20 protein-coding genes are annotated in these 25,828 nt (G+C 36.6%); 10 read left to right on the plus strand and 10 right to left on the minus strand.

Going from position 1 to position 25,828, the window contains the following annotated elements; translation table 11 throughout:
* Positions 1–2 precede the first annotated feature (2 nt).
* Complete coding sequence (locus ABR854_RS12540) at positions 3–3,167, minus strand: SusC/RagA family TonB-linked outer membrane protein (protein WP_350265746.1); 3,165 nt, start codon at positions 3,165–3,167, stop codon at positions 3–5.
* A 349-nt stretch (positions 3,168–3,516) separates the two neighbouring features.
* Here ABR854_RS12540 and ABR854_RS12545 point away from each other — a divergent pair, with 349 nt between their 5' ends.
* The gene (locus tag ABR854_RS12545; protein WP_350265747.1) at positions 3,517–5,040 is read left to right on the plus strand and encodes an McrB family protein; all 1,524 of its coding nucleotides are present in this window, start codon (positions 3,517–3,519) and stop codon (positions 5,038–5,040) included.
* 304 nt (positions 5,041–5,344) lie between these two features.
* On the opposite strand, the gene ABR854_RS12550 is transcribed toward ABR854_RS12545, so the two are convergent.
* From ABR854_RS12550 to ABR854_RS12565, 4 genes are all read right to left on the minus strand, one after another.
* Positions 5,345–6,355 carry a hypothetical protein gene (locus ABR854_RS12550; RefSeq protein ID WP_350265748.1) on the minus strand — a complete coding sequence of 337 codons (1,011 nt, stop codon included), beginning with the start codon at positions 6,353–6,355 and terminating at the stop codon, positions 5,345–5,347.
* A 33-nt stretch (positions 6,356–6,388) separates the two neighbouring features.
* Positions 6,389–6,781, minus strand: coding sequence for a DoxX family membrane protein (locus ABR854_RS12555; RefSeq protein WP_350265749.1), 393 nt, complete (start codon positions 6,779–6,781; stop codon positions 6,389–6,391).
* Between the two features lie 28 nt (positions 6,782–6,809).
* Positions 6,810–7,262, minus strand: coding sequence for a YHS domain-containing (seleno)protein (locus tag ABR854_RS12560; RefSeq protein WP_305951811.1), 453 nt, complete (start codon positions 7,260–7,262; stop codon positions 6,810–6,812).
* 71 nt (positions 7,263–7,333) lie between these two features.
* Positions 7,334–7,954, minus strand: coding sequence for a LysE family translocator (locus ABR854_RS12565; RefSeq protein ID WP_350265750.1), 621 nt, complete (start codon positions 7,952–7,954; stop codon positions 7,334–7,336).
* 120 nt (positions 7,955–8,074) lie between these two features.
* On the opposite strand from ABR854_RS12565, the gene ABR854_RS12570 reads away from it, so the two are divergent.
* Complete coding sequence (locus ABR854_RS12570) at positions 8,075–8,617, plus strand: RNA methyltransferase (RefSeq protein ID WP_350265751.1); 543 nt, start codon at positions 8,075–8,077, stop codon at positions 8,615–8,617.
* A gap of 88 nt (positions 8,618–8,705) precedes the next feature.
* Here ABR854_RS12570 and pheS read toward each other — a convergent pair whose 3' ends face one another.
* A complete protein-coding gene (pheS, locus tag ABR854_RS12575) occupies positions 8,706–9,740 on the minus strand; it encodes a phenylalanine--tRNA ligase subunit alpha (protein WP_350265752.1) in 1,035 nt (344 codons plus the stop codon).
* A gap of 250 nt (positions 9,741–9,990) precedes the next feature.
* Between pheS and ABR854_RS12580 the strand changes: the two genes are divergently transcribed.
* Positions 9,991–10,380, plus strand: a complete 390-nt coding sequence (locus ABR854_RS12580; RefSeq protein ID WP_350265753.1) for a LytR/AlgR family response regulator transcription factor — start codon at positions 9,991–9,993, stop codon at positions 10,378–10,380.
* A 124-nt stretch (positions 10,381–10,504) separates the two neighbouring features.
* Here ABR854_RS12580 and ABR854_RS12585 read toward each other — a convergent pair whose 3' ends face one another.
* A complete protein-coding gene (locus tag ABR854_RS12585) occupies positions 10,505–11,266 on the minus strand; it encodes a M15 family metallopeptidase (RefSeq protein WP_350265754.1) in 762 nt (253 codons plus the stop codon).
* Positions 11,267–11,373: 107 nt separating this feature from the next.
* Between ABR854_RS12585 and ABR854_RS12590 the strand changes: the two genes are divergently transcribed.
* The 3 genes from ABR854_RS12590 to ABR854_RS12600 all read left to right on the plus strand — a co-directional run bounded on the left by ABR854_RS12590 (position 11,374) and on the right by ABR854_RS12600 (position 15,258).
* Entirely contained in the window at positions 11,374–12,609 is a 1,236-nt protein-coding gene (locus tag ABR854_RS12590; protein WP_350265755.1) for a spore maturation protein, read from the plus strand.
* Between the two features lie 97 nt (positions 12,610–12,706).
* Positions 12,707–14,620, plus strand: a complete 1,914-nt coding sequence (locus tag ABR854_RS12595) for a sensor histidine kinase (protein ID WP_350265756.1) — start codon at positions 12,707–12,709, stop codon at positions 14,618–14,620.
* On the plus strand, positions 14,620–15,258 hold the full coding sequence (locus tag ABR854_RS12600; protein ID WP_350265757.1) for a response regulator: 639 nt from the start codon (positions 14,620–14,622) through the stop codon (positions 15,256–15,258). The genes ABR854_RS12595 and ABR854_RS12600 overlap by 1 nt, the downstream gene beginning before the upstream one ends.
* A 670-nt stretch (positions 15,259–15,928) precedes the next feature.
* On the opposite strand, the gene ABR854_RS12605 is transcribed toward ABR854_RS12600, so the two are convergent.
* On the minus strand, positions 15,929–17,482 hold the full coding sequence (locus ABR854_RS12605) for an FMN-binding glutamate synthase family protein (RefSeq protein WP_350265758.1): 1,554 nt from the start codon (positions 17,480–17,482) through the stop codon (positions 15,929–15,931).
* Positions 17,483–18,541: 1,059 nt separating this feature from the next.
* Between ABR854_RS12605 and ABR854_RS12610 the strand changes: the two genes are divergently transcribed.
* Positions 18,542–18,763: a hypothetical protein gene (locus ABR854_RS12610; protein ID WP_305951801.1), complete on the plus strand. Its 222-nt coding sequence runs from the start codon at positions 18,542–18,544 to the stop codon at positions 18,761–18,763.
* On the opposite strand, the gene ABR854_RS12615 is transcribed toward ABR854_RS12610, so the two are convergent.
* Positions 18,760–19,305, minus strand: coding sequence for a GNAT family N-acetyltransferase (locus ABR854_RS12615; protein ID WP_350265759.1), 546 nt, complete (start codon positions 19,303–19,305; stop codon positions 18,760–18,762). The two genes, ABR854_RS12610 and ABR854_RS12615, sit on opposite strands and share 4 nt — an antisense overlap.
* Positions 19,306–19,311: 6 nt before the next feature.
* A complete protein-coding gene (locus ABR854_RS12620; protein WP_350265760.1) occupies positions 19,312–20,193 on the minus strand; it encodes a nucleotidyltransferase family protein in 882 nt (293 codons plus the stop codon).
* Positions 20,194–20,415: 222 nt separating this feature from the next.
* Between ABR854_RS12620 and ABR854_RS12625 the strand changes: the two genes are divergently transcribed.
* From ABR854_RS12625 to ABR854_RS12635, 3 genes are all read left to right on the plus strand, one after another.
* A complete protein-coding gene (locus ABR854_RS12625) occupies positions 20,416–22,098 on the plus strand; it encodes a hypothetical protein (RefSeq protein ID WP_350265761.1) in 1,683 nt (560 codons plus the stop codon).
* Positions 22,099–22,253: 155 nt separating this feature from the next.
* Positions 22,254–24,248, plus strand: coding sequence for a plastocyanin/azurin family copper-binding protein (locus ABR854_RS12630; RefSeq protein ID WP_350265762.1), 1,995 nt, complete (start codon positions 22,254–22,256; stop codon positions 24,246–24,248).
* A 102-nt stretch (positions 24,249–24,350) separates the two neighbouring features.
* Entirely contained in the window at positions 24,351–25,619 is a 1,269-nt protein-coding gene (locus tag ABR854_RS12635; RefSeq protein WP_350265763.1) for an McrC family protein, read from the plus strand.
* Positions 25,620–25,828: the final 209 nt, after the last annotated feature.

Here is a 25,828-nt window from a genome sequence, read left to right on the forward strand (position 1 = left end):
AATTAGAATGTTAAACTTAAACCAGCAGAAACTGTTCTGGCTTGTGGTACTGAGTTACGGTCGATACCTGGTGCTAAGTTTGAGTTACCATTTGATGATGTCTCAGGGTCAGTACCAGAGTAGTTTGTAATCATAAAGGCATTTGTTACTTGAGCAAACACACGAGCATTAGTCAATTTAATTTTATTGATAAGGCTCGCTGGTATATTATAACCTAAAGCAATGTTACGACATTTAATGAAATCACCTTTCTCAACATTATTTGAGATTGGGAATGACGAACCATTCGAGATATTATCGCCGTAAACAACTCTTGGCCATGAACCACCTTTGTTCGATTCAGTCCAACGGTCTAAGATGTCAGCTTCGTTATTCCAGAAACGTTGGTCATGTAAACCAGCTTTTGTACCATTATATACATAAAAACCAGCAGCATAAATCAAACTAACCGATAAATCGAATTTTTTGTAGCTGAAGTTATTATCCCATCCACCATATACTTTCGGGATTGTATTGCCCATGATTTTAGAATCAGAAGCGGCTGTAATAGCTGGTGCAGTTGTTCCGTCAAGGAATGTCCAACGGCTTCTGCCAGTAGCTACTGCATGAGAATATTGCACTTCTTGTCCTTTACCATTTACATAAATACGTTGGCCATTTGCAGGATTCACTCCTCTTGTTTCAACTACATATAAACTACCCAAAGAATATCCAACTCTTGTGATATTAGCTGTTTCTAATGATGTAACACCAAAGATGTCAGAGTTTCCTTCTGCCAATGCAGTAACTTCGTTTTTCTGAGTTGCAATGTTGAAAGTAGTATTCCATCTGAAAGCTTTATTGTTAATAATTGATGCGTTAACAGCAAATTCAAGTCCTTGATTATACATAGAGCCTACGTTTTTAGCAACTGAGTTTCCTGGTACACCCATTGAAGGAGCTAAAGGAGAGTTAAGAATTAATCCGTCAATATTGTTTTTGTAGTAAGTCAATTCTCCAGTGATTTTATCATTCAAGAAACCGAAGTTCAAACCAATATCTAATTTTGTACTTGTTTCCCATTTCAAATCAGGATTACCCGCTTGCGAGAAATATAAAGCAGGAGCAGCACCACCGTAGTTACCGAAACTGTATAAACTCAATGAAGCAAAATCACTGATACCAGCATTACCTACTTTACCATAACTTGTTCTAAGTTTCAAAGTAGAAATCTTATCGCCGAGAGCATCTTTAAAGAATGTTTCTTCTGAAAGATTCCAACCTGCCGAAAGACCATAGAAGTTACCAAATTTCTTACCTGCTGCCAAAGCCGACAAGCCATCACGACGCAAACTTGCTGTGAAGTAATAACGTTTTGAGAAATCGTAAGTCAAACGACCAAAGTATGATTGGAAGCCATTCTCAGTCAAGAAATTAAAGGGAGGATTATTGTTTACTGTATAATCACCTTCGTAAGTATTAAAGAATGGGTCAGCTACTGTCTGACGAGACGCACTCCACATGTTACGCTTTGTATATTGTTGTTCAGTACCTATCGTAGCACCCACGGTGTGTTTTTCGGCAAATTTTTGGTTGTAGTTCAAATAATTTTGCCATGTCCAACGTGTGCTTTTATAAAGATAGTTAGCCGCAATACCTTTAGCCGCAAAACCGTCACCGTGAATAGGATTATTGAAAGTACGAGAATCAACTGTTTGATTATCAATACCATAATCAGTACGGAACGACAAGTTTTTAGTAAAGTTATAAGTTGCATAAATATTCGACAAGAAACGGTCGCTTTGTGCAGTTGCTTTATCTAAGTCTAACAATACAACTGGATTGTAGAAACCGCTACGGTCTTTGTTCAATAAGTTACCGGGGCTATTTGCCAATGCACCTGTTGTATTGATGTTATACGAGCCATCTGGTAAAAATGCAGGAACGTTAGGAGCAGTTACCAAAGGAACACGACCTAAACCACCTGTATTGAAACTCGTTCCAGCCAAAGAGCCACTATTTGGAGCAAAAGCATCTGATGAGCTATATGTTACGTTTGCACCAAAAATCAACTTTTCAGTTACGTTATGGCTGATATTCAAACGTGCATTTTTACGTTCAAAAGTATTCTTTTTCAAGAAACCTTCTTGATTTGTATAACCACCTGAAAAATAGTAAGATGATTTTGGAGTAGCTCCCGAAATATTGATATTATGACTTTGTTGGAAACCCGTTTGGAAAACGTAGTCGTACCAGTTTGTATCATAAGGTTTACCATTCGGGTCTAAGTTTTCAAAATATAATGGACTGTAAGCTTGTCCAGCCAAAGTAGCTCTGTTTTGTTCAGCCTCGTTTTTCATCATGATGTACTCAGCACCATTCAATAAATCAAATGTTCTGTATGGCGTAGTCCAGCCAACGTTTGTATCATAAGTAATCGTTGATTTACCTGCTTTTCCTTTTCTGGTAGTGATAACCAATACACCATTAGCCGCACGTGAACCATAAATGGCAGTAGCAGCCGCATCTTTCAAGATGTCGATAGTTTCGATGTCGTTAGGATTGATGTCTGAAAGTGGATTTGATGCAATACCACCTGGCCCAGTAGCACCTGCATCTTGTGAGAAAACGATAACTCCGTCAACTACTATTAATGGATAAGAACTCGAAGTGATTGAGTTGAAACCACGTACACGAATAACTGGTGGGTTGTTTAATACCCCATTCGGAATACTGATGTTTACACCAGCTGCTTTACCCGAAAGTAATTGGTCGAATGATTGAGCAGGAATTGACTTAATGGCATCACCTTTGATGGTTGAAACCGCCGAAGTTACATCTTTACGGTTTTGTGTGCCGTAACCAACAACTACCAATTGCTCTAATTGAACGCCGTCGTTGGCAAGAGTAACGTTGATAACTGATTTACCACCTACTGCAACCTCAGAAGATTGCATACCGATGAAACTGAAAATCAACGTTTCGTTGGCACTGGCATCAATAGCAAAATTGCCGTCGTTGTTTGTTTGTGTACCTCTTGTTGTACCTTTCACTTGTACTGATACACCTGGTAATGCGGACCCATCATCTGACGATGTTACTTTGCCAGTAACCCTTTTACTTTGTGCCAATACGGCCAAAGAAAAGAGTAATCCCAGCATACTAAGAAGTAGCTTTTTCTTCTTCATTTAGTTTGTTGTTTTGGTTAATAAAAAAAATACTAACACAAAAATAGGTACTATTTTAAATAATTATAATAATTAAATGATTTTTCTAATGAAAATCTAATATTGATTTGATATAATAATATAAAAAAATTTATAATGCCTTGAACTTTTTAAAATTACAGAATAAAAAAAGGGCATTTAATAAAATTACAAAATAATTAAAAACAACTTGGAGAATATGCAAAATCAGACTATTAGTAGAATAATGGAGGATGGGCCATAATAACGCCAGCTAACAAAGAATTGTTTCAATAAATTAGATACTTTTGCGTATTACACTTATTTATCCATCTCAAAGAGTATTATTTAGATGAGTAATCTGACTGAACAAAAAAATATACTTTCTAAGAAAATACAAGAAATCAACGACCGAGAGGCCTCTCTAAAATTCTTTGTGTTATTACAAGAGCTTATCGAAATTGCAAACGTTGACATCGACGACCCCCGTATTGCGTTTTCGGTCAGGAAAGATAAAGGCATCACGGCAAACATTAATTTTTATGCCGCTCTCAAACTTTACCGCCAAAGTGGCGTATGGCTCGAACTGATGTTTTTTAAGCGTGACCAAGCACTTTTCAATAAATTCAAAGAAGTAACGATTCAAACTAATTCCGATAGCTCCGATTTTATTACAGCAAAAATACCCTCTGAAAACAAACGCATTCTCGACGACACAAAAATTATGAGTGCTTGGCAACATTGCTTGGAAGAACTGAAAGCAACTGCCGCTTCGAGTAAGAAAAAAGAATCGCACAATCATTTCATGTATCAAATGGCCGAAAACGAAAGCCTTCGGAATGAGTTTTTCTGGGAAATTTCAAATTCCGATAGTGAAAAGAGCCATACCGAAGGGCTGACTCTATTACAAGAAGATGAACCTGCATACACAAAAAAATTCAACATTCCACTTAATCTTATATACGTAGGCCCGCCAGGAACTGGCAAAACTTACGAAGTTCAACAACTTGCTCAACAAGCTGACTCTCAATTTATCACTTTCCATCAATCGTATAGCTACGAAGAATTTATGGAAGGTATTCGCCCAATCAGCAAAAATGGACAAGTTATTTATGAAATCGTCAAAGGTGTTTTCTACAAATCTTGTTTGGCAGCTTTGCGAAAAGCTGGTTATCAATCATTTGGTGAATGTGAAAATGATTCTATTGAAAACAGAGAAGCAAATTTTAGAAATGCAGGAAGCCAAATTTTGATAATTGACGAAATCAACCGTGCCAACATTTCAAAAGTTTTTGGAGAATTAATTACTCTCATCGAAGATAATAAAAGACTGGGAGCAAAAAATGAACTTTGGCTGACACTCCCCTACTCACAAGAAAAATTTGGAGTTCCTGCTAACTTGCATATTGTAGGCACAATGAACACCACCGACCGCTCAATTGCTCTACTCGATTTGGCACTTCGCCGCCGTTTTGAGTTCAAAGAAATGAGTCCACAACTACATTTATTGCAAGATATTGAAGAAATAAACATCGAGAAACTCATCAGTAAAATCAATCAACGAATTGAGTTTCTGATTGACCGTGAACATTGCATTGGTCACGCATATTTTATTCATTGTCAATCACTTAACGATTTGTGCAAAGTTTTTTCTGGAAAAATTATACCATTATTACAAGAATATTTCAATAACGATTGGGAGAAAATCAGATTGGTAATCGGCAACGAAATCATTTTGCGAGAAACCCTAAAAACAAAGCAAATTTTTGGGCAAGTACTGGATGAATTTGAAGATGAATCTTTCAGATATAGCATCAATCCAGATTTAGTTTCGGGGGAAATTGATAAAGAAGTTTTCTTGAGAATTTATCAGTAATGCCTCCTTGATTCTAAAACTTCCCCTCCTTATTTTCAAGGAGGGGTGGCAAAATTCTGACAAAGTCGAATTTTGACGGGGTGGTTTGCCCCAATTTTGAATATTTTTCAAAGATTTATAGACTACAACCACCCCGTCCGACTACCGTCAGGACACCCCTCCTTGAAAAAAGGAGGGGAAAATAACGAAAACTTAGAACCAATTTCTCCCTTCAGTTTCGCTCTTATAATGAAAAGAAACTTACGACATTAAGACCATAACATACAATTTTTGGTACTTATGCGAAGCCGAAAGCACCAAAATATCAACCAAAATGCCCTTTCACAATCGCCCAAATTTCGGAAAATGGTAAAGGTTTTACGCCATTTTTCTGATTCACGATGCTAATATTAGCGGCACGCTTCCAATGCCACATCAAATCACGATAGGCTCGCCATAAATAGTAACGAGGGTCATAGATATGTCCAGGGTCCGAGCTTACGCCATTTAGCTCCATTATCCTAATATTTTTACCTTCATACAAATCTTCAATACTCGAAACTTTCATATCGAATCGACCATAGAAGAAACCATCAAAGCCTTTTGCAACTTTCGTAAAAACGTCGTGTAATTGACTATTAATCAAATGATTAGCATTAACAAACTTCGTTCCTCGGCAATGATTCCCAATTGGTTCGAGTAGTCGATTTTCGCCCAAAGGTAGCACCTCTTGCATACTATTACCGAGCCTTTTTTGCAAGGCCTCTAACTGAAATCTTGCACGAGTACTCTCTAACACTAACTCTTCAATCGTAGATTTTCCATCGCCCGTAACACTCAAAAATTCTTTTAAGGTCAATGATGAAACTTTGCCGACGGTCTCATTGGGCATACGGCTAAACAGAACGCCAAATTCTATCGAATAAGTAATAAATTCTTGAATCAAATAATCTGCATTAGCTGTCTCGTGATAAGCTCTCAGTTCAGTCTCAGAATGAATCTTGGCCACCGAATTACCACGCTCACCAACATTGGGTTTTCCGATAACTGGATATTGTAAGTTGTTATCTATCAATAGCTTAGGCAAAACCTCAAAATCAGTTCCGAATGGAATGAAAATTGTTTTAGCCAAATATTCAGGCGAAATATTTTTCATAATTTCGGTTTTATGTTCACCATAAAACCCACCCGCTTCAATTCCAGGATTCACCGCCGTAAAGAAAGTCAATGACTTAGCCCTGATGGCCTGATAAATCCAGTACGGAGTCATTGGCAAATAAAACAGCCACCACGGCCAATATTCATAATTGAAAACTTTTACAAAAAATAGAGGCATCCGCATAATTTCTCACACAATTTATAGATAAACTTATCTTTTACTAAACAAACCCGAAGCGAGATTAATTATTTTTAATCGTTCGTAAAATGCTACAATTAAACAACAAGCAAAAGTAAACAATGCCATATAAAATAATTGTCCGCCATCGTTTTTTACATCAATTCCTAAAATTGTAAGGTGAGAAATTATCGCACCTGCCATCACCCCCAAACCCATAACAGCCCCCATCCAAGCTGTTTTAGGAATAAGCAATAATATCGAGGCAATTAATTCTGCAATTCCAGAACCGATTCGTCCAAAAGGCTCAATGCCAAGCGTAGAAAAAATATAAACACTTTCGGGGTGTGCAGTAAATTTATAATAAAGTGTCTGCAACATAATGGCCGCAGCTATAATTCGAGCAACTAATTGTAATATTTTCATTTTTGAGGAAGGTCTAATAGTCGAAAAATTATTTTAGCAGTTTTGGCCAATTGGCATCGGCTTGTTTTTTTAGTTTTGTTTCATCTTTGTTCCAATCATCAAGCGTATTAGAAAAGAAGTTTTTATAAAACAGATTCAATGTACCATTGACAATTTTATAGTTTTCGGGGTCAACCTCTACTTTTTCGCCTTTTGCACCCATTGCGTAAGCACACCAACCGCCATAAGCTGGCTCATATTTAGCAGGATTTTTCTTAAAAGTTTCCAGATTGGCAGCCGATACAAACCTATAAGTAATACCAGCATTGGTATAAGCGATTTTTCCTTTTTGTGGTTTGCCTGAAAAATAGCTTACGGGGTCATAGCCACTGATGGCCACTCCTTTTTCAATTAAAAAGTGTTTCTGACGAAGTACTGGGCTTACAGCATCTTGTGCAAATAGATTAAGTGATAATAAGAACAAAAAAGTTATTTTTTTCATTGGAGTATGTTTGTTTTGTGAAGCAAAGGTAGGGTGTCTCTGAAACACAAATTGTCGGGCAAATGACCAATTTATATAAAAAACTTTATTGCTTGAATCAAAGCTAAACTGATAAAAACAAACGCCATCAAACGATTGATTGAGTAATTTTTTAGAATTTTTCTTATTTGTAAATGATACAGATGCGTCAGTTGAGCAAAAACTACGAGTATGCCAAATGCCCCAACTCCAGTTCCTAAAACAAAAGCATATTTTGCAGATAAAGTATTGATAGAGAAATACTTACTTATATAAACAAGGCTAAAAAACCAAAAGGGCAAGAGTTGAGGATTGAGCATTCCGAGCGAAAAACCCTTCGCAAAATCAAAGTTTTTTGAGGTCTCAGTAATACCTTCTTCATCACTGTCTGCTTCTTTCTGAAAAAAATTATACAAGCCCAACGACAGAAATATTGGAATAATCAACAAATTTAGCCAGTCTATAATAGATTGATTTTGTTGCAAAAAAAGTAGGCCTTTTAAAGCAATAAAAGAAAAAATAAACTCAGGGATACTACCACCCAATGCCACCCAGACACCAGCCGAACGGCTTCGATTCAGCGTGGTTTGAATAACGGCCAGACTCACAGCACCAATCTGAATTGAGCCAAGAAAACTAACCAATACAACTAATAAGAATAGTGCAAAATCCATCGTAAGAATAAGTTTGAAAACTCAAAGTTAAAGGTTTAGTTGGTAAACAAAGGTCTGCAATCTGACACAATTTTTAAGATAGCATGCTAATTTTTGGTAAATTGCACAAAATTTTAAAAGATGAGAAAACTCCAAATGGACGAACTCAACCGTTTGTCGGTTGAAGATTTTAAGGAAACCAGTAAAAATAACTTTTGTATCATTCTGGATGATATTAGAAGCATGAATAATGTAGGCTCGGCTTTCCGAACTGCTGATGCGTTTTTGGTAGAAAAAATTTATTTATGCGGCATAACGGCCACGCCTCCTCACCGAGAGATAGAAAAGACGGCTCTTGGCTCAACTGAATCAGTAACTTGGGAATACCGAGAAAATGTAATTGAGCTGGTAAAAGAATTACAGGCCGAAGGCTACATAGTTTTAGCGGTTGAACAAGTAGAAAATAGCTTAAAATTGAATAATTTCAAGCCAGAAAATGACCAAAAATATGCGTTTGTATTCGGACATGAGGTTTTTGGCGTAAACCAAGAAGTAGTAGAAATAGCCAACAATTGCTTAGAAATTCCGCAATTCGGCACAAAACATTCATTGAATATATCGGTAACCGTCGGAATTATATGTTGGGATTTTGTGAGTAAAATGTACACGCCCACACACATCTAAAGAGAAGCTTTTAGTAATAAACAAAAACGGTTAGTTTTCATAAATGAAAACTAACCGTTTTTGTTTAACTCACCTTTAGGGCTGGAGGCTACGCTCCCTCAAACTGTCTTAAAAATCTTACATCATTCTCAAAGAAAAGGCGTAAATCCTTTACCCCGTAGCGGAGCATAGTGATACGCTCAATTCCCATTCCGAAAGCAAAACCTGTATATTCCTCAGAATCTATTCCACTATTTTCTAAAACATTAGGGTCAACCATTCCCGAACCAGCAATTTCTACCCAGCCTGAATGTTTACAGATATTACATCCCGACCCTTTACAGATAAAGCAAGAAATATCTATTTCGGCACTTGGCTCTGTGAAAGGAAAATAACTCGGACGCAGACGAATCTTGGTGTCTTTGTCGAACATTTCTTTGGCGAAATGATAAAGCGTATCTTTTAAGTCTTTAAAACTTACTTTTTTATCAACATAAAGCCCTTCAATTTGGTGAAACTGGCAGTGAGCTCTTGCCGAAATAGCTTCATTACGATACACTCGACCAATCATCAACGAGCGAATCGGTGGCTTTTTGTGTTCCATCAATCGCACTTGTACGTTTGATGTGTGCGTACGAAGCAATACATCATCTTTCTGGATTTCCTTCTTTTCTACGAAAAACGTATCTTGCATTTCACGGGCAGGATGGTCTTCTGGAAAATTCAAAGCCGTAAAGTTATACCAGTCGGTTTCGACCTCGGGGCCATCTTCATGATTAAAACCCATTCGAGCAAAAATCTCCAACACTCGTTGACGAGTAAGCGTAAGCGGATGAATAGACCCTGCAAAATTAGGGGCAACAGGTAACGTTAGGTCAAGCCCATTTGCACCCGAATCGCCAGCACTTTGTTCAAGATTTTCCGTAAAATCTCTTAGTTTTTGCTCAGCAAGATTTTTCAGTTTGTTGAGTTCTTGTCCAACAGCACGTTTTTGCTCATTGGCTACTGTTTTGAACTCTTCAAAAAGGTCATTGAGAATTCCTTTTCGGCTAATATATTTAATCCGAAATTTTTCTAAGTCATCTTTGCTATTGACCACAACAGCATCAACTTCGCCTAATAATTCTTGAATCTTGTCTAACACCGGAGTACCGTTTAATAAATTTATGTGCAAAGATATGAATAATGTCAGATTCTCCCATATTTTTACGTTGTAAATACTAAAAAGAATACCCGTAAAAATACCTATTTCGTTAGGGGTTTTTACGTATTATTAACCAAAAAATCCATATAACAAATTGACAATCAGATACTTATAAATTTTGTGTATTTTTACGTAATCTTGAATTTTGTCAATTAAGAGTTATGTTTGTTGCAACAAAACTCTGAAAACCATGAAGAATATAGACCATACATCAAACTGCATTGTTGCCGAAAACAAAAAACATAAAAAGAAACAAATAAAGTTACATTGCTCAAATAAACTTGTGAGTGTTCCCGTAGAAAAAATCGTGAGATTGGAAGGTGACTGTAATTATACTGTTGTTCATACACAAACTAAGCGATATATATCGGCAAGAACATTAAAGCACTATGAAGGCATTTTAGATGACACTTATTTTATCAGAATTCATAAGTCACATCTCGTAAATATCCTTCATGCAAAAGGCTTAGATATTCAGGCAAATAATAGTGCGGTAGCATTTGATGGAGGTAAAAATATTGAGATTTCTCGTAGAAAAGTAAAGTCTGTCATTGAGAAATTTTCTTTTTATAATAAGTAGAAATTGGATGCCAAAAAGGCATTTTTAAATAAAGATTACTGGTATTATACTCTTTTCATAATACTTTTTAGTGGTTAGGTGATTAATAAAGCAACTGTCTTTTGGATAGTTGCTTTTTGCTTTTCTACTCCACAATTTTATACAAACTCTTCGCTCTTGCACGTGAAATTGCATTAAAATGCCACCATTCGCTCTCGATTCGCATATAACCGGATTTTTTCATTGCATCACGTAATATTACTCGATTTGCTATTTGCTCTTTTGTCAGTTTGCCTTCTCTTAGCATTTTATCTTCTAAACGTGGATATGCCAAATCACCAAAAAAATCATACTTTGTTCCCATATCAAGTGGCTTTTTACTTATAAGGTCATAAACGGTTAGGTCAACGGCCGAACCAAAATTATGAATCGAAGCAATGGTAGGATTAGCCACAAAATCCTCTCTTTTTTTGGGTGGAATCGTATCCAGCAGATTCCAAAGTGTATGCTGTACAGTAAGCGGGCGAGCAGCATCATACACCAGTAGTCTGTAATTTGGGTATTTTTCTTGCAAAGCCTTACTGGCTTTTACAAGCATTTCGGCAGGTTTTGGTTGCAGATAAGCACGAGTCAAATCGCCATAGACATCGGTTTTTACAAAATTATCAGTTGTAGAATATTTCAATTCAACCATTATGGTCGAATCGAGGGTTTGAATATCAACCAACCCTTGTTCAATCATTCGCTGCTCAACTTCGGGAATTTCTGGTTGTTTGACAATTACAGTACTATCTTTTTTTATGCCTACTGAGTCTGTTTCCTTTTTTTCCTCCGCTCTTTTTGTTTGGCAAGCCCAAATACTCAACAATAATATATATGATAGTAAAACTCTATTTGAAAGCATCATTTTAGACATTTTTTTCAGCTTAACCGAATCAAATTTTAGGTAAAAAATCGAAAAATCATGGTTTATCCTTAAATTAGCCACAAATCTAAACTTAAACCGTCAAATTTATGGCATTAAACTATATTTGGGTAGCTTTTTTTCTGATTGCATTTGTAGTTGCTTTGTTCAAACTCATCTTTTTGGGCGATACCGAGATATTTAAAATTATCATTGAAGGGATGTTCGATTCTTCAAAAATCGCCGTCATGGACATTGCTTTGCCGCTGGCAGGTGTGATGACTTTCTTTTTGGGAATTCTAAAAATTGGGGAAGAAGCTGGCGTTATACGTCGAATGGCTCGAATCATTGCTCCTTTTTTTAGCAAACTTTTTCCTGAAGTTCCAAAAGACCACCCAGCTAATGGACAAATGATTATGAATTTTTCGGCTAATATGCTCGGCCTCGATAATGCGGCTACTCCGTTTGGCTTGAGTGCCATGCAGAGTTTACAAGAGTTAAACCCAAGCAAAGATACTGCTTCAAATGCCCAAATTATGTTTATGGTGCTGCATAGTGCTGGACCAGTGCTTATTCCGCTCAGTATTATGGCTCAACGTGCCATCTATAATGCAGCTGACCCTGCCGATATTTTTATTCCTGCTTTGATTTCGGTTTATGTAGCTACACTGACAGGAATGCTTTTTGTGGGAATCAAACAACGTATCAATTTCTTTGATAAAACCCTCTTATCTTGGCTTTTGGGACTTACCGGATTTATTGGTTTTGTACTTTGGTATTTTTCACGCTTGCCAAAAGAAGAAATCGAAGTAACCTCGAAAGTAGTCAGTAATATGATTTTGTTTGTCTTCATTGTGGGCTTTATTGGTGGAGCAGTTTATAAAAAAGTTAATATTTTTCCTGCTTTTATTGAAGGTGCAAAATTGGGTTTTGAAACATCTATCAAAGTGATTCCATATTTGGTGGGTTTGTTGGTTGCTATTGGTGCGTTTCGTAATTCGGGTGCTTTGACTTATATTGTAGAAGCACTTAAATGGATTTTTAGCTTGACAGGTATGAACACCGACTTCACAGATGCCCTTCCAACTGCCCTCATGCACCCGCTGAGCGGTAGCGGCTCAAGAGCCATGATGATTGACTCTATGAAAACTTTCGGAGCTGACTCATTCGTTGGGCGATTATCTTGTGTGTTTCAGGCCTGTTCAGACACTATTTTATATGTTCTGGCTCTTTATTTTGGCTCAGTAAATATCAAAAATACTCGTTATACGCTCGTGGCAGGGCTTTTGGCTGACTTAGCTGGCGTCATAACAGCTATTATTGTTTCGTACATTTTCTTTTATTGATTTTGCGTTAATTGTCCGTGACACACCATATTTAGAATGTGTCACGGAAATATTGAATAATCAGTAGGATTTCAACCGTGGGCTACTCATATTAACCATGAAACAAAAACTTCTCTCTATGTTGCTTTTGTTATTGAGCTTTCATCTTTCAGCACAAGATAAAAGCCAAGGGGAAGTCATTAATTACGATGGTACGTGGCGAAAACTTGATTTACCAGATAAAATCTATTATTTGCCCGAACTCACCGAAGCGTTTCAGATTGAGAAACTCGTTTCGTTTCCTCAGGTTTACAATTTTCAAAAAGCAAAAGGTAGCGTACCTACTTTCTGGGCGGGTGGTCGCCCCTATTGGTTCAGAATTGAATTGAAGAATTCGACCAATATGATTCAAGATTTACTTATTCATTTACAATTATCACTTTATGATGTAGTAGAGTTTTATGTAGTAGAAAAAAAGCAAGTAATTGACCATCAATCACTTAATTGGAAAATACCCCAACAAAACCGTCGTATTAAACACCGAGATTTTATATTCCCGACTACCCTACAACCTCGTCAAGAAATATTTTATTACTTAAAAATCCGAAAAAACTTTGGAGCAATTTCATTTCCAATTTCAATTTGGGAGAAAAACAATTTTGATTATTATTACCCGACCAATGACCACTATAATTGGGGATTTATTTCAGGAATATTCATTTTTGTTTGCATAATTTCGTTTCTCCTATCACTCATTTTCAACGAAAAACTTTACCTCTACTATGGCATTTACGTACTAACGGCACTCACTTTCATTTATACCATGCAAGGGTATTTTATTCGGTTTTATGGTGATGGTAATTTCGGAATTGAAGGTGATAAAGTGCGGTACATCGCCACAATGCTACTCATGATTAGTAATCTTTTATTTGTAAGAAGTTATTTACGTTGGGATTTACTAAAAAACAAACTATTTTATTGGTACAGCAATTTCTTTATTATTTCGTTTTGTTTACTTATTTTAGTTGCCTACGTCGATAATCTCATACTGAATAACTTTTTATTCAATAACTATACAATGCCCATTACTTTTTTGGTAAGTTTAGGGTTTTCCATTCCTCCTTTTTTCGTTTTTGGCACAACAATTTATTGTATTTTCATCAATCACTTTAAAAAAGATGCTACCTACTATCTTTTAGCCAACTTGCCAGTATTTTTTGTAGCTTTTTATTCGGGTTTAAGTACTTATGAACTTGTACCTGGCAGTTTTTTAACAGGAATCGACTTTTTTGTAATTGCTTTTTTTATAGAAATTATTGCTTTGAGTGGGCTGCTGGCTTATCGTGTAAAGCTCATGCAGGGTATGAGCGAAAAGCTTTTAATTGAAAAAAACTTTATTCAGCAACAACGTACACAAGCAGTTTTAGAAGCTGAAGAGCGTGAACGCATCCGAATAGCACGTGACCTCCACGATGGCGTTGGACAAACGCTGGCCGCTGCTCGTATGACACTCGGCAACTACCTTTCGCAAAAAAAAATTGAGTCATCGGAGATGCAAAACTCACTTGATTTACTTGAAGATAGCATCAAGGAAATCAGAGAAATATCGCATAATATGATGCCAAGTTCGCTCACAAAATTTGGACTAACTTCAGCACTCAAACAATTTACGAATAAAGTCAATGCTCTCGGAAAAATCGAAATCGAACTCCAAATTGTCGGTTTCAAAGAACGTTCCGATGAAAAAATCGAGTTAATGCTTTATCGAATCGTACAAGAAATAATCAGTAACATCATCAGACATGCCGATGCAAGAAAGGTAAATATCGAATTAGTCAGGCACGATACTGAACTAATCTTGATTGTTGAGGATGATGGAAGGGGATTTGATACCGCTCGTACAGAAAACCATGGAATTGGTCTAAAAAACATTGCAACTCGTGTCGAATATCTAAATGGAAGTGTTAATTTTGACTCTTCAATCGGAAAAGGCACAAGTGTAGTGATTGAAGTCCCCTTGAATTTAATCTAATGTCAGGTAATAAATTACAAATTTTAATCGTTGATGACCACCAAATTTTGTTGGATGGTATAGAAGCTATGCTTCATGGAGTTGGCGATTTTAAGGTAATCGGAAAGTGTTCTGACGGAAATAGTGCCTTGAGTTTTCTGAGTGAAAATCAAGTTGATGTCTTGCTGACAGACCTCTATATGCCCAATATGACAGGAATGGAACTCACCCAGAAGGTCAAGAAACGCTTCCCAAATGTCAAAGTTTTAGCACTCTCGGTTTCTTATGATGTATCTATTGTACATGATTTAATTGATGCAGGTATTTCAGGTTTTATTATTAAAACGATTGGTCGTAACGAACTCATCGAAGCCATTAAGACCATTGCCCAAGGAAATATTTATTTTAGTAGAGAAGTATCCAACGAGATTCTACGTAGCTTATCAAACCGTACTGAAGAGGAAGTTTACCATCTGACCGAACGAGAAATCGAAATCGTAAAACTTATTGCTCAAGAACTTTCAAACGCCGAAATTGCTAATAAACTCTGCATTTCGGAGCGAACCGTTGAAACCCATCGTAAAAATATCTATCGCAAAACCAATACTAAAACCATTGTAGGCTTAATTAAATATGCGGTTGAACACAAATTAATTTAATCCATTCTTTAAAATATACTAATGTACGTACTGGTACGGATATAAGTTTTTAAAAAATACCAAAATTGGGGTATTGTTTAGTGGCCATAGTCTTCCGAAATTTGTATCAACAATAATCACAATGATTATAGCCATGTAAATACTCACATTTGAAAATTCACACGCATTAACAAGCAAAATTAAAATGGTACCAGTAGATTGTTCTTTGTTTTTTGAAATAAATTTCGGTGTGCTTTCAACCTTTTCATGATTATTTGAATCATTGTATTAAAAGCCGAAAAAAACATGAAAAAATTATTTTACGAACATCTTGACGAACTTCTATTTGTATCAATCTTTATAGTGATTGTTGCTATCAATGCGTGTAAAGCATAACATTAAAACCCCCATTTTCTCCATTTGACAAAGTGGTGGTTTTAATAATCAACAGCAGTTTGACGAGAGCAAAAGCAAGAGCCGCTTGATTCTTGCTTTTCTATTTTTTTTAAGCAAATCCGACATGTATATTCCTAATAATCAGACTTTTGTGAGGATTCATTAACGGTGTCCCATATAACGTCAAATACCTATTATTTTCATAGCCTCCTATCCGAATCAGCATATTTTATAATGCTTTGTACAAAAAAAGCAGTTTCTTTCGAAAACTGCTTTACAATCTATCTATGAACTTTTAATTTTTACCCCCCAAATAAGGGTTTTCAAGTAAACTCTTCAACCCTTCAAATTTTACAGGAGTTTTCTGATATAAATGAGTCGTTCTTAACGATTGCGTACGATTATTATCTCCCATTGCCACATCCACATCGTCCATCATAAATTGGCTTGGGTGTTCGTATCCACAAGCGTGACAAATATCCAAAATTTCCTTCGTAAGTGTCTTCACATAATTATAAAAACGCTCACTTTTTAAAGCTGGGTCAATGCCGCCTTGCAACCATTTATTTTGCGTAGCAACCCCACTCGGGCAGCGATTTGTATGACATATCTGTGCTTGAATGCACCCAATAGACATCATTGGCTCGCGTGCCACATTTATTACATCGACTCCCATCGAAAATGCCATAATTGCAGTATCAGGTAAACCGAGTTTCCCCGAACCGATAAAAGTAATTTTATCGGTTAAATCTCTTTTCTGAAAAATTTTATAGACCGCCGGAAAAGCATAGACAAATGGCAACGAAACGTGGTCGGCAAAACTCGGTGGAGCAGCACCAGTGCCACCTTCTCCACCATCAATCGTAATAAAATCTGGGCCTTTACCAGTTTTTTTCATTAAATCGGCCAGTTCATCCCACATTTCAAGCTTTCCAACCGCAGATTTTATTCCTACAGGCAAACCCGTAGCACTGGCCATCAATTCAATAAAATCGACCATTTCTTTTATATTTGAGAAAGCACTATGATAGGCTGGCGAAATTACATCTTTTCCAAGCGGAACATGACGAATATCAGCCAACTCTTGGGTCAGTTTTGAAGCTGGTAAAACACCACCCTTCCCAGGCTTTGCTCCTTGTGAAAGCTTCAATTCAATCATTTTTATGCAAGGATTATCTTGACAAAGTTTAACCAGTTTCTCTAAGACAAAATTCCCATCATCATCTCTAATTCCAAAATAAGCAGTCCCGATATTCAGCACCACATCTGCTCCATTTTTATGGTAGGGCGAAAGTCCTCCCTCACCTGTATTGTGGTAACAACCAAACTTTGTAGCACCTTTATTCATTGAATCAACAGCAGTGGCTGAAAGCGAACCATAGCTCATTCCAGAAATATTGACTACTGATTTTGGCAAAAAAGGCTTTTTTCTATGATGATATTCGCCAATAACTTTGGCAGATGGACAAATGTAGGGATTTGCCAAATTAGGATGGTCTTTGGGCAATTTAAAGGGCAAAAGAGCTGGTTTTATAAAATTATAACCTGCACTGTACATATCTTGGTCAGTGCCAAAACCTTGAAAATTATTCTCCTTTTTTGAAGAAGCATAAATCCACGAACGTTGACGACGATTGAAAGGTAGTTCTTCTCGATTATTGGCCACAATATACTGACGTAACTCTGGACCAACGCTTTCTATAAAATAACGCAAATGCCCAACAATAGGAAAATTATGCTGAATAGTGTGCTTTTTTTGGAGAATATCTCTAATAAATATGATAGCAAAAAAGATGATAATATAAGCCCACCAAGCTATACCACTAAAAAATTGTACAATGGATTCCATGTGTAAGTATCTTAATAGAATGTTGATGTGGCAAGATACAAGGATATTTTAATCCAAACAAAAGGTTTAAGTTTAACTGATGATTTTTAATTAAAATCTAATTGGCTTTAGAAAAACGATAAAGTTATTAAGCGGTACCATTTATATATAAATAACTCACCGTTAATAGGTTACATATACACAAAAAAGCCTATTTTTAACGAAAAACACTAAAATAAGTATCATAAAGTTGAAAAGCAATGTGACGAAATTTCGTATGTGTAGTCAGAATAACAACTACTAAAAAAGAAAAATGGAGCTGAAATCAACCCCATTTTTACTGACAATTGCTATTGAGTGAATATCGTTATTATTGAATAATTTCTATTGAAAATTTAATTTTGAGTGAGACATTCTGATACCACCTAAACCACTGAGTGTTCTACAAATTTGAGTAGAATCCACATTCGATATCTCAATTTAGTAAAACTATTGTATTGTACTTTTTAAATAAAATCTATTAGCAGAGAGTAAAATAAGAAAGAGCAGTTGCTCAATCATCGTAGTAGTTATTTCGCTCAATAGATTTACTAAAAATATACAAGTAACCCAGAAAATCACTTCCAACACCCCCCACAAACGAGTATTTGTACTTAGTTATTAGGAAAGCATGAATTCTCGCTAATGGAGGGGTTGGAGTGACCATTACGATGTCCCACATTTTACAATGAAATAATCGTACCAAATCTTAAAATAAGTGTTTTTATCACCCCTTATCTAGCTGACATATAGGCCTTTGAAGGGAGTTTCGCATAGTAAAAGCACTGGATTTTGTAAAGAAAAAATACCATTGGATAAGAAATTCAATATTTGTTACCTTTTGATAAGATTTTTTAAGAAATTTAAATTTTAAATTAAAATTTGTCTGTAAAACTCTGTAATTTTATAGCATAAAATAAATAAATTATTCAGCGGTAGCAAAAGCACTTACCCTAAACAGTGGCACAGATTTTGATAAGGCTGACCGATTTATAAGTGACATAAAAATTGTACTATTCTAACAAACGGAAAACAAGAAAAATGAAGTCTGCTGCAAAAACAACCTTAAACTCAATGGACGAAGTATTGCACGAAATCAATACTTTGGTTGCTCAACAAGAAAAAGAAGATTATGCCAAGATATTTATGGCAAAGAACAATTTGAGCTTAACCTATGAGTCAAACTATTATTTGGAGATTTTAGATGTAACAACTACTCTTCAAAACAGAACAAATGTTTGGAACGCTGATATAACTTTTTAAGGTAATCGAAGTTCCATTTCGTCGCCTGTGAGGCGAAACCCAAATTTTTCATAGACAGGTCGGCCAGCATCCGAAGCATGTAGCGAAATTCGCTTATAACCACGATTAATAGCCTCTTGTAAGATTTGATTGAAAGTCTCCTTTCCCACACCCTTGCCCCTCCATTGACGTAACGTATAAATATTTAAAATATAGGCAATTTTGCCGTCAATAAGCGTAAATCCAGGAGTAATCTGGAAAAAGCACAAGCCACTTGTAGCTACGATTTCGTTATCGTAAATGGCCAACCATGCTACAAACTCATCGGCTTGCATCGCTCTTGATAAATAATCACGCAGAGAGCCGCTAAGTTGCTCTTCGCTGTATTGATGTGTCTCGGCTGGTTGAACTTCTCGTAAGAATTCGATACGGAGACGCACCAATTCTTCAAGGTCATCAAGCGTTGCTTTTCGATAAGAAACTTGCATAATTAATGGAGATTTGAGAATGAATAATGGATAACTGTGATGAAAATCCATCATTTTCAATTCTCCATTATCCATTATAAATTAATAAAGTCCCGATAATTTCTGTAATGCTTCCATTACTGTTGGCTTATCTTCTGGATAAGTTACACCAAACCATTCCGACTCGTTTGAGAAAACTTTACATTTTCCTAAACCGTTCTGAATCAAATATGTCATTACGGTCGGGATATAGAATTCGGCTTTGGGTGAGTCAATGTTTTTTACTGAATATTCCTTAAACATTTCATTAATTACGGGAAACACATTCGGCATAAAACCCCAAAAATTCATCGAAACTGGCGTATTTTCTGGCAAAGCTGTTAAAACGTCACCCTCTTCAAATACAATAGAACTATCTTCTTGGCGATAAATCTTCGTACGCTCCGTTACTACTTCCAAATACCCATTTTCATCCACTTCACAAACTCCTCTCGATACCGAACCATTTTCTGATAACGTATTCTTGATTTGATAGCCCACCATTGCGTGGCAAGTGTCGTCAGTATTATTGGTCAAGAAATCAGCCATGATTTTGAAACCTTCGTAGCCATAAAAATCATCGGCATTGATAACCGCAAACGGCGTGCTGGTTTGTTCCCACGCACAAAGCACGGCGTGGCCAGTTCCCCAAGGTTTGGTGCGTTCTACCGTTCCGAGTTCGGGAGCTACGTATTTTTGTACACCTTGAATCGCAAAATCGTAGTCGATTTTCCCAGCCAACTTTGGCCCAAATATTTCTTCAAAATCTGCTTTTAGTTCTTCTCTGATAATAAAAACGATTTTCCCAAAACCTGCCTTGATGGCATCGTGGAGAGAATAATCAATGATAGTTTCGCCGTTTGGACCGAATTTATCCAGTTGTTTGATACCACCGTAGCGGCTGCCCATTCCTGCGGCTAAAATAAGAAGTGTTGGTTTTGACATGAATGATTGTTGTTTTTTTACAGCTTTTAGCGTTGGCTATTAGCTTTTAGCTATATTTCGACTGTAAAAAGCTAAAAGCCAATAGCTAAATGCTAATAGCAAGTTATTTTCTCGGACAAATTTACAAAACACTTTTCGGACTGACAGAAAAACTTTGATTAATAATAATTGTTAAATCTACACTTAATCTATAATTTTGCTTAATATCTAATCAATCTGACTATGTATCTACGTTTTTTAGCATTTTTTATGCTGTATTGTGCTTCTTTGCAAAGCTATGCACAAGGTTTTTCGATGAATAAATTGCCTCTCAGCGACTGGGATTTGGGCAATTGGAAACAAGTCGAATCTGTTGATAATCCTTTTAAGAAAAAAGCCTCTTTTGTAGCAGGAAACAAATTTTTGTTTACAAATACTGCGGGCAAAATGACTTCAAAACTCACTACTGCCGATGCCAAAGTAAGATTTGAGTTTATGTTGGGCAATAATAGCGAAGCGATTTTCTACATTCAAGGCAAACACGCCATCGTTTTGAGCAATTTACGCCCAAGCGGAACAATTTTACTGAAAGATGGCGGTGTGAAATTACCAAATCAGAATGCAGGAAGAACGGCAGGACTCTGGCAAACGCTTGAATTGACGTTTTCGGAAGCTTCATTTGGCAACGCCATTACGCTCGAAAAAGTAGTTTTGAATGATGTTTTGATTCATCAAGGCTATGTTTTAGCATCAGAAGGTAAAAACGAAGGCCCAATTGTATTTGAAAATAAGTCAGGCAGTGTGGCTGTAAAAGATTTGGAGTATTTGAAATATAATAACGAAAAACCATTGAAATTGAGTGGTTTGAGCTACGAACTTTATGAAACATTCGACTGGGACAAACAGTTTGCCAAAAAGAAAGAAACACCCAACGATGCAGGAAAAGCCACAGAACTCACCAAGGATTATGGTGTTGGCTTTAATCGTTTCTTGTTAGTTTTTAAGGGAGATTTGGAGGTTGAAAAAGATGGAAGCTATTCATTAATAGCCGATTGTGCAGGAAAATCTGCCTTAATAGTTGACGGAAAAGAGGTATTACCCATGAGCGATGAAAGCTACCGTAAACCACGAATTGCGTATTTAGACTTGAAAAAAGGCAAACATTCGATTGAAATGAAATACATAAAAGTTTGGTGGAAAGCCGAACTTGGACTTTTTGCGGCTGGCCCAGAAATCAGACCGTATGCACTTCATTCCGAAACGTCATTGCCAACGCCACAAGCCGTTGGTGAGATTGATATTCAACCAAAAAATGAGGTAGAAATGGTTCGCTCATTTGTGATGTTTAATGGACAGAAACGCACGCACGTAATTTCGATTGGTAGTCCGAAAGGCTCACATTATACTTATGATTTAGACCAAGCCGCTTTGCTTTATGCTTGGCGTGGTGATTTTGCCGATGTAACCGAGATGTTCCATGAGCGTGGCGAACCACAATTATTGGAAGCAAAAGGCGTAAAAACGAAATTTTCGGGAAAACCTTCGGTAGCTGTTTTGGCAGATGCAAACGCTCCAATGCCCGATTCGTTGGATGCGTATAAAACGCTGGTTTTCAAAAGTTATTCGCTTGATAGTGAAGGTTTACCGACTTATAAGTTTTCATTAAACGGAACTGAAATTTTACAAAAAATTACGCCAGATACCGAAGGAGTTTCGGTGACAACTTCGGCCAGTAATGGTGCAAATTTATATTGCAAACTGGCAGAAGGAAAATCGGTTTCAATGATTGAAAAAGGGCGTTATTTAGTTGATAATCAATATATTTTAGTTGACCCTAAAGCAAAGCCAATCATTCGTAGCTCAAAAGCTGGACAGGAAATTATTATGCCTTTGAGCAATGCGGTTTCTTATTCAGTTTCGTGGTAAGTAGTAATTACGAATTACTCGAATGACGATTAACGAATGGTTCGTCAATGCGATAAATAATTGTTATTCAGTCGTTTATGAACTATTAAAATATCAATTATTTCGTATTAGTTACTTAAAATATTATTTTTGAAATATTGCAAAAGACATAAACAATGAAAAAAATATTAGTTCTATTTCTCATTTTGGGCAATTTGGGAGCTTTTGCTCAGAATAGACCTTTGGTAGAAGAAGATTTCTATCGTATTGTTACCTTGCCAGTTCCCGAAGGCGTAAAACTCGAAGTGGGTGGTTTGGCCGTGATGCCTGATGGCCGTTTGGGAGTTTCTACTCGCCGTGGTGATGTTTGGGTGGTTTCAAATCCGTACATGAAAAATGGTACACCGCCTACTTACAAACGTTTTGCTTCGGGTTTGCACGAGTCGTTGGGTTTGGCTTATATCAAAGGAAACTTGTGGGCAACTCAGCGTGGCGAAGTAACGATTCTGAAAGATAATAATGGAGATGAAATTGCCGATGAATACGAAGCATTTCAGAAATTTCCGCTTTCGGGAAATTACCATGAATATTCTTACGGCCCAGTAGTTTTGCCTGATAATGACATGATTTATACATTAAATCTTGGCTGGCAAGGAAGAGGTGTAAGTTTGGTAAAATGGAGAGGCTGGATGCTAAAAGTTTCTCCCGACGGAAAAATGACTCCGTGGGCAACTGGTTTACGTTCGCCCGCAGGTTTTGGTGCATTACGCAACGGTGACATTTTTTATACCGAAAATCAAGGAGATTGGGTTGGCTCTGGCCGCATGACGCACCTCGAAAAAGGCGATTTTGCCGGCAATCCAATGGGTTTGCGTTGGACTTCGGAAGAAGGTTCACCACTAAGTGTTAAGCCATCGGATGTACCCGATACGGGCGAACCACTTTATGAAGTGGCGAAGCGTTTTCCGAGCATTAAAGTACCAGCAGTTTGGTTTCCGCATACGTTAATGGGAATTTCGACGGCTGATGTTATTGAAGATACTTTCGGTGGAAAATTTGGGCCTTTTGAAGGACAATTATTTGTTGGCGACCAAGGACATAGCAAAATCATGCGTGTCTATTTAGAAAAAGTTGATGGTAAATATCAAGGTATTTGTTTTCCTTTCAGAGAAGGTTTTCAGTCGGGTATCTTGCGTATGCGTTGGGGACTTGACGCTTCGATGTTTGTGGGCATGACGAGCCGTGGTTGGTCTTCTACGGGTAAAGATGAGTTTGGTTTACAACGCTTAGAATGGACAGGAAAAACGCCTTTCGAGATGAAAGCCGTGAAGTCAATGTCAGATGGTTTCTTGATTGAATTTACACAACCTGTGAATAAAGAGACAGCCAAAGCACTTGAATCTTATAAAATCAATAGCTTTACATACAAATATCACCACAATTACGGAAGTCCGATTATCAATGCTAAAAACTTGAAAATCAAAGGAATACAAGTAGCAGAAGATGGTATGAGCGTTCGTTTGGCGATTGATTCGCTACGTCTCGGTTACATTCACGAACTAAGACTTGAAGGATTGAAAAACACCGATGACCGTCCACTTTTACACGCATTTGGTTATTATACACTTAATAATATCAACACTTCAGCCGCACCGCTCGACTTGACAAAATATGCGGTAGTTGAGAAAAAAGCTGAAGCAATGGCACACGAAGGACATAATATGTCAGGAATGTCGAAAGCTGTAAATGTGGTTTCGGCCAAGCGAGTCAACGAAATGCCAGCTGATTGGGGTGGAAAAGTTGACCAAACGCTTTCGGTAGGAACAAAGCCAGGTTTGAAATTTGATGTAACTAAATTCCAAGTAAAAGCAGGTAGCAAGATTCGTTTGATTTTCAACAATAACGATGATATGCTCCATAATTTGGTTATCGTGAAACCTAAAACCGTAGCTAAAGTTGGCGAAGCAGCATTTAAAATGGACCTTGATGGCGAAGCAAAAGCTTATGTTCCTGATTTAGAAGAAGTACTTTTCCACACAGGTTTAATGCAGCCAGAAAGTCAAGAAACTATCTATTTTGTAGCACCAAGTACCCCAGGCGATTATACTTTTGTGTGTACTTACCCTGGGCATTATACATTAATGCAGGGAATTATTAAAGTGGTTAAATAGTTTCTTAGACGACGGTCAATAGTCGATAGAGCACAGATTTTTGATTATTTTTGCAAAACTAAAAACTATCGACCGTTGACCGTCGTCTATCGACTAAAATATATGCCTCAAACAATCTCCGAATTTGGAATCATCAAAAAAGCAAGCGATTATGACTTGGCTGATGATACATTTTCGGAGATTTTTGTTTCTGACCGAACTTTTCAACACCTCAAAAATTTTGCTTTTTCGGGAGCAAATGATTTACTATTAAGCTATTTTACACAAAAAGGTAAAGAGCAAATTCGACTCAAAAACTACGTTGGTTTGCTGCAAACGCCCGATGGCAAGCAGATTGAAATTCTACCAAAATCAACTGCAAATTCGCCGAAAGAAGCACGCAAAATACTCTTGAAAATGCTCAGAGTTTTGCCATATTCTCCTTATCAATCTTTATCAAATTCACATCTCGAAACTTCACATTTACCACTTTTCGAGATTTTTGTGCATGTATTTTTAGATGAACTCGAAAAATTACTTTCACAAGGTTTAGGCAGAAATTTTGAACGACAAGAAGCCAACGAAACTTTTATAAAAGGTAAAATTTTAATGGCTGAAAATCTTCGCCAAAATCCAATCCGAAAAGAACGTTTCTTCATAGCTTTTGATGAATTTACAGCCGATATTCCGCCAAACAGAGTTCTAAAATATTGTTTACAAATACTTTATAAACAAGGCTTTAGCCACCGAACTCAGCAAAGAATCAATAAAAATATTGGTATTTTTGAAGAAGTCAATCCAAGCAAAAATATCGAGCAAGATTTAGCTCAATCTTTTCATAAAAACCTGTTTTTTGTTCGTTACGAAAAGCTACTTCATTGGGCGAATATTTTCATCAAAGGACAATCATTCTTGCCTTTTTCGGGACAATATTTACAACTTGGTTTGCTGTTTCCGATGGAAGTTTTGTTTGAAAATTACGTTGGCAAATTCTTCAAGAAATATTTTTCAGAAAACTACGAAGTAAAACTCCAAGACAAAGCCAAATTTCTAATTGACAGCCATTTAGAAAAGGCTAAGTTTAGATTAATACCCGATATTGTGCTGAGAAACGAAACACAAACCTTTGTTTTCGATACAAAATGGAAGTTGATTGATGCTGCAAAACCCAAACAAAATTATGGTATTGAGCAATCAGATTTATATCAAATGTATGCCTACGGAAAAAAATATCATGCCCAACAACTTTTTTTGATTTATCCAGCCAACGAAAACTTCCAAACACCACTCCAAGTCTTTGATTATGAGGCAGATATGCGTTTGCAAATCATACCTTTTGATTTGACCCAAAACCTGCAAAATTTGCAAAGTAGTCTAATAAAGTTAATCTGATAGTATTCTTTTTAGGTGATTAAAATCACTCTTTATATGAACAAAGGAATATTTTCATTCCTATTTTGACGATTTAAATCGTCAAAAATAATACTTCTACAATCCTTTGTTCCCTTAGTCAGTGAATTTATTCGCTGAAATTTTTATGACAAAACCATTCTGCTTTGATGAGTATAGATTGATAATTGACTAAAATTATTATCTTGCAT

Origin of the sequence: Emticicia sp. W12TSBA100-4 (assembly GCF_040253585.1) — a bacterium.
In the GTDB taxonomy this organism is placed as follows: domain Bacteria; phylum Bacteroidota; class Bacteroidia; order Cytophagales; family Spirosomataceae; genus Emticicia.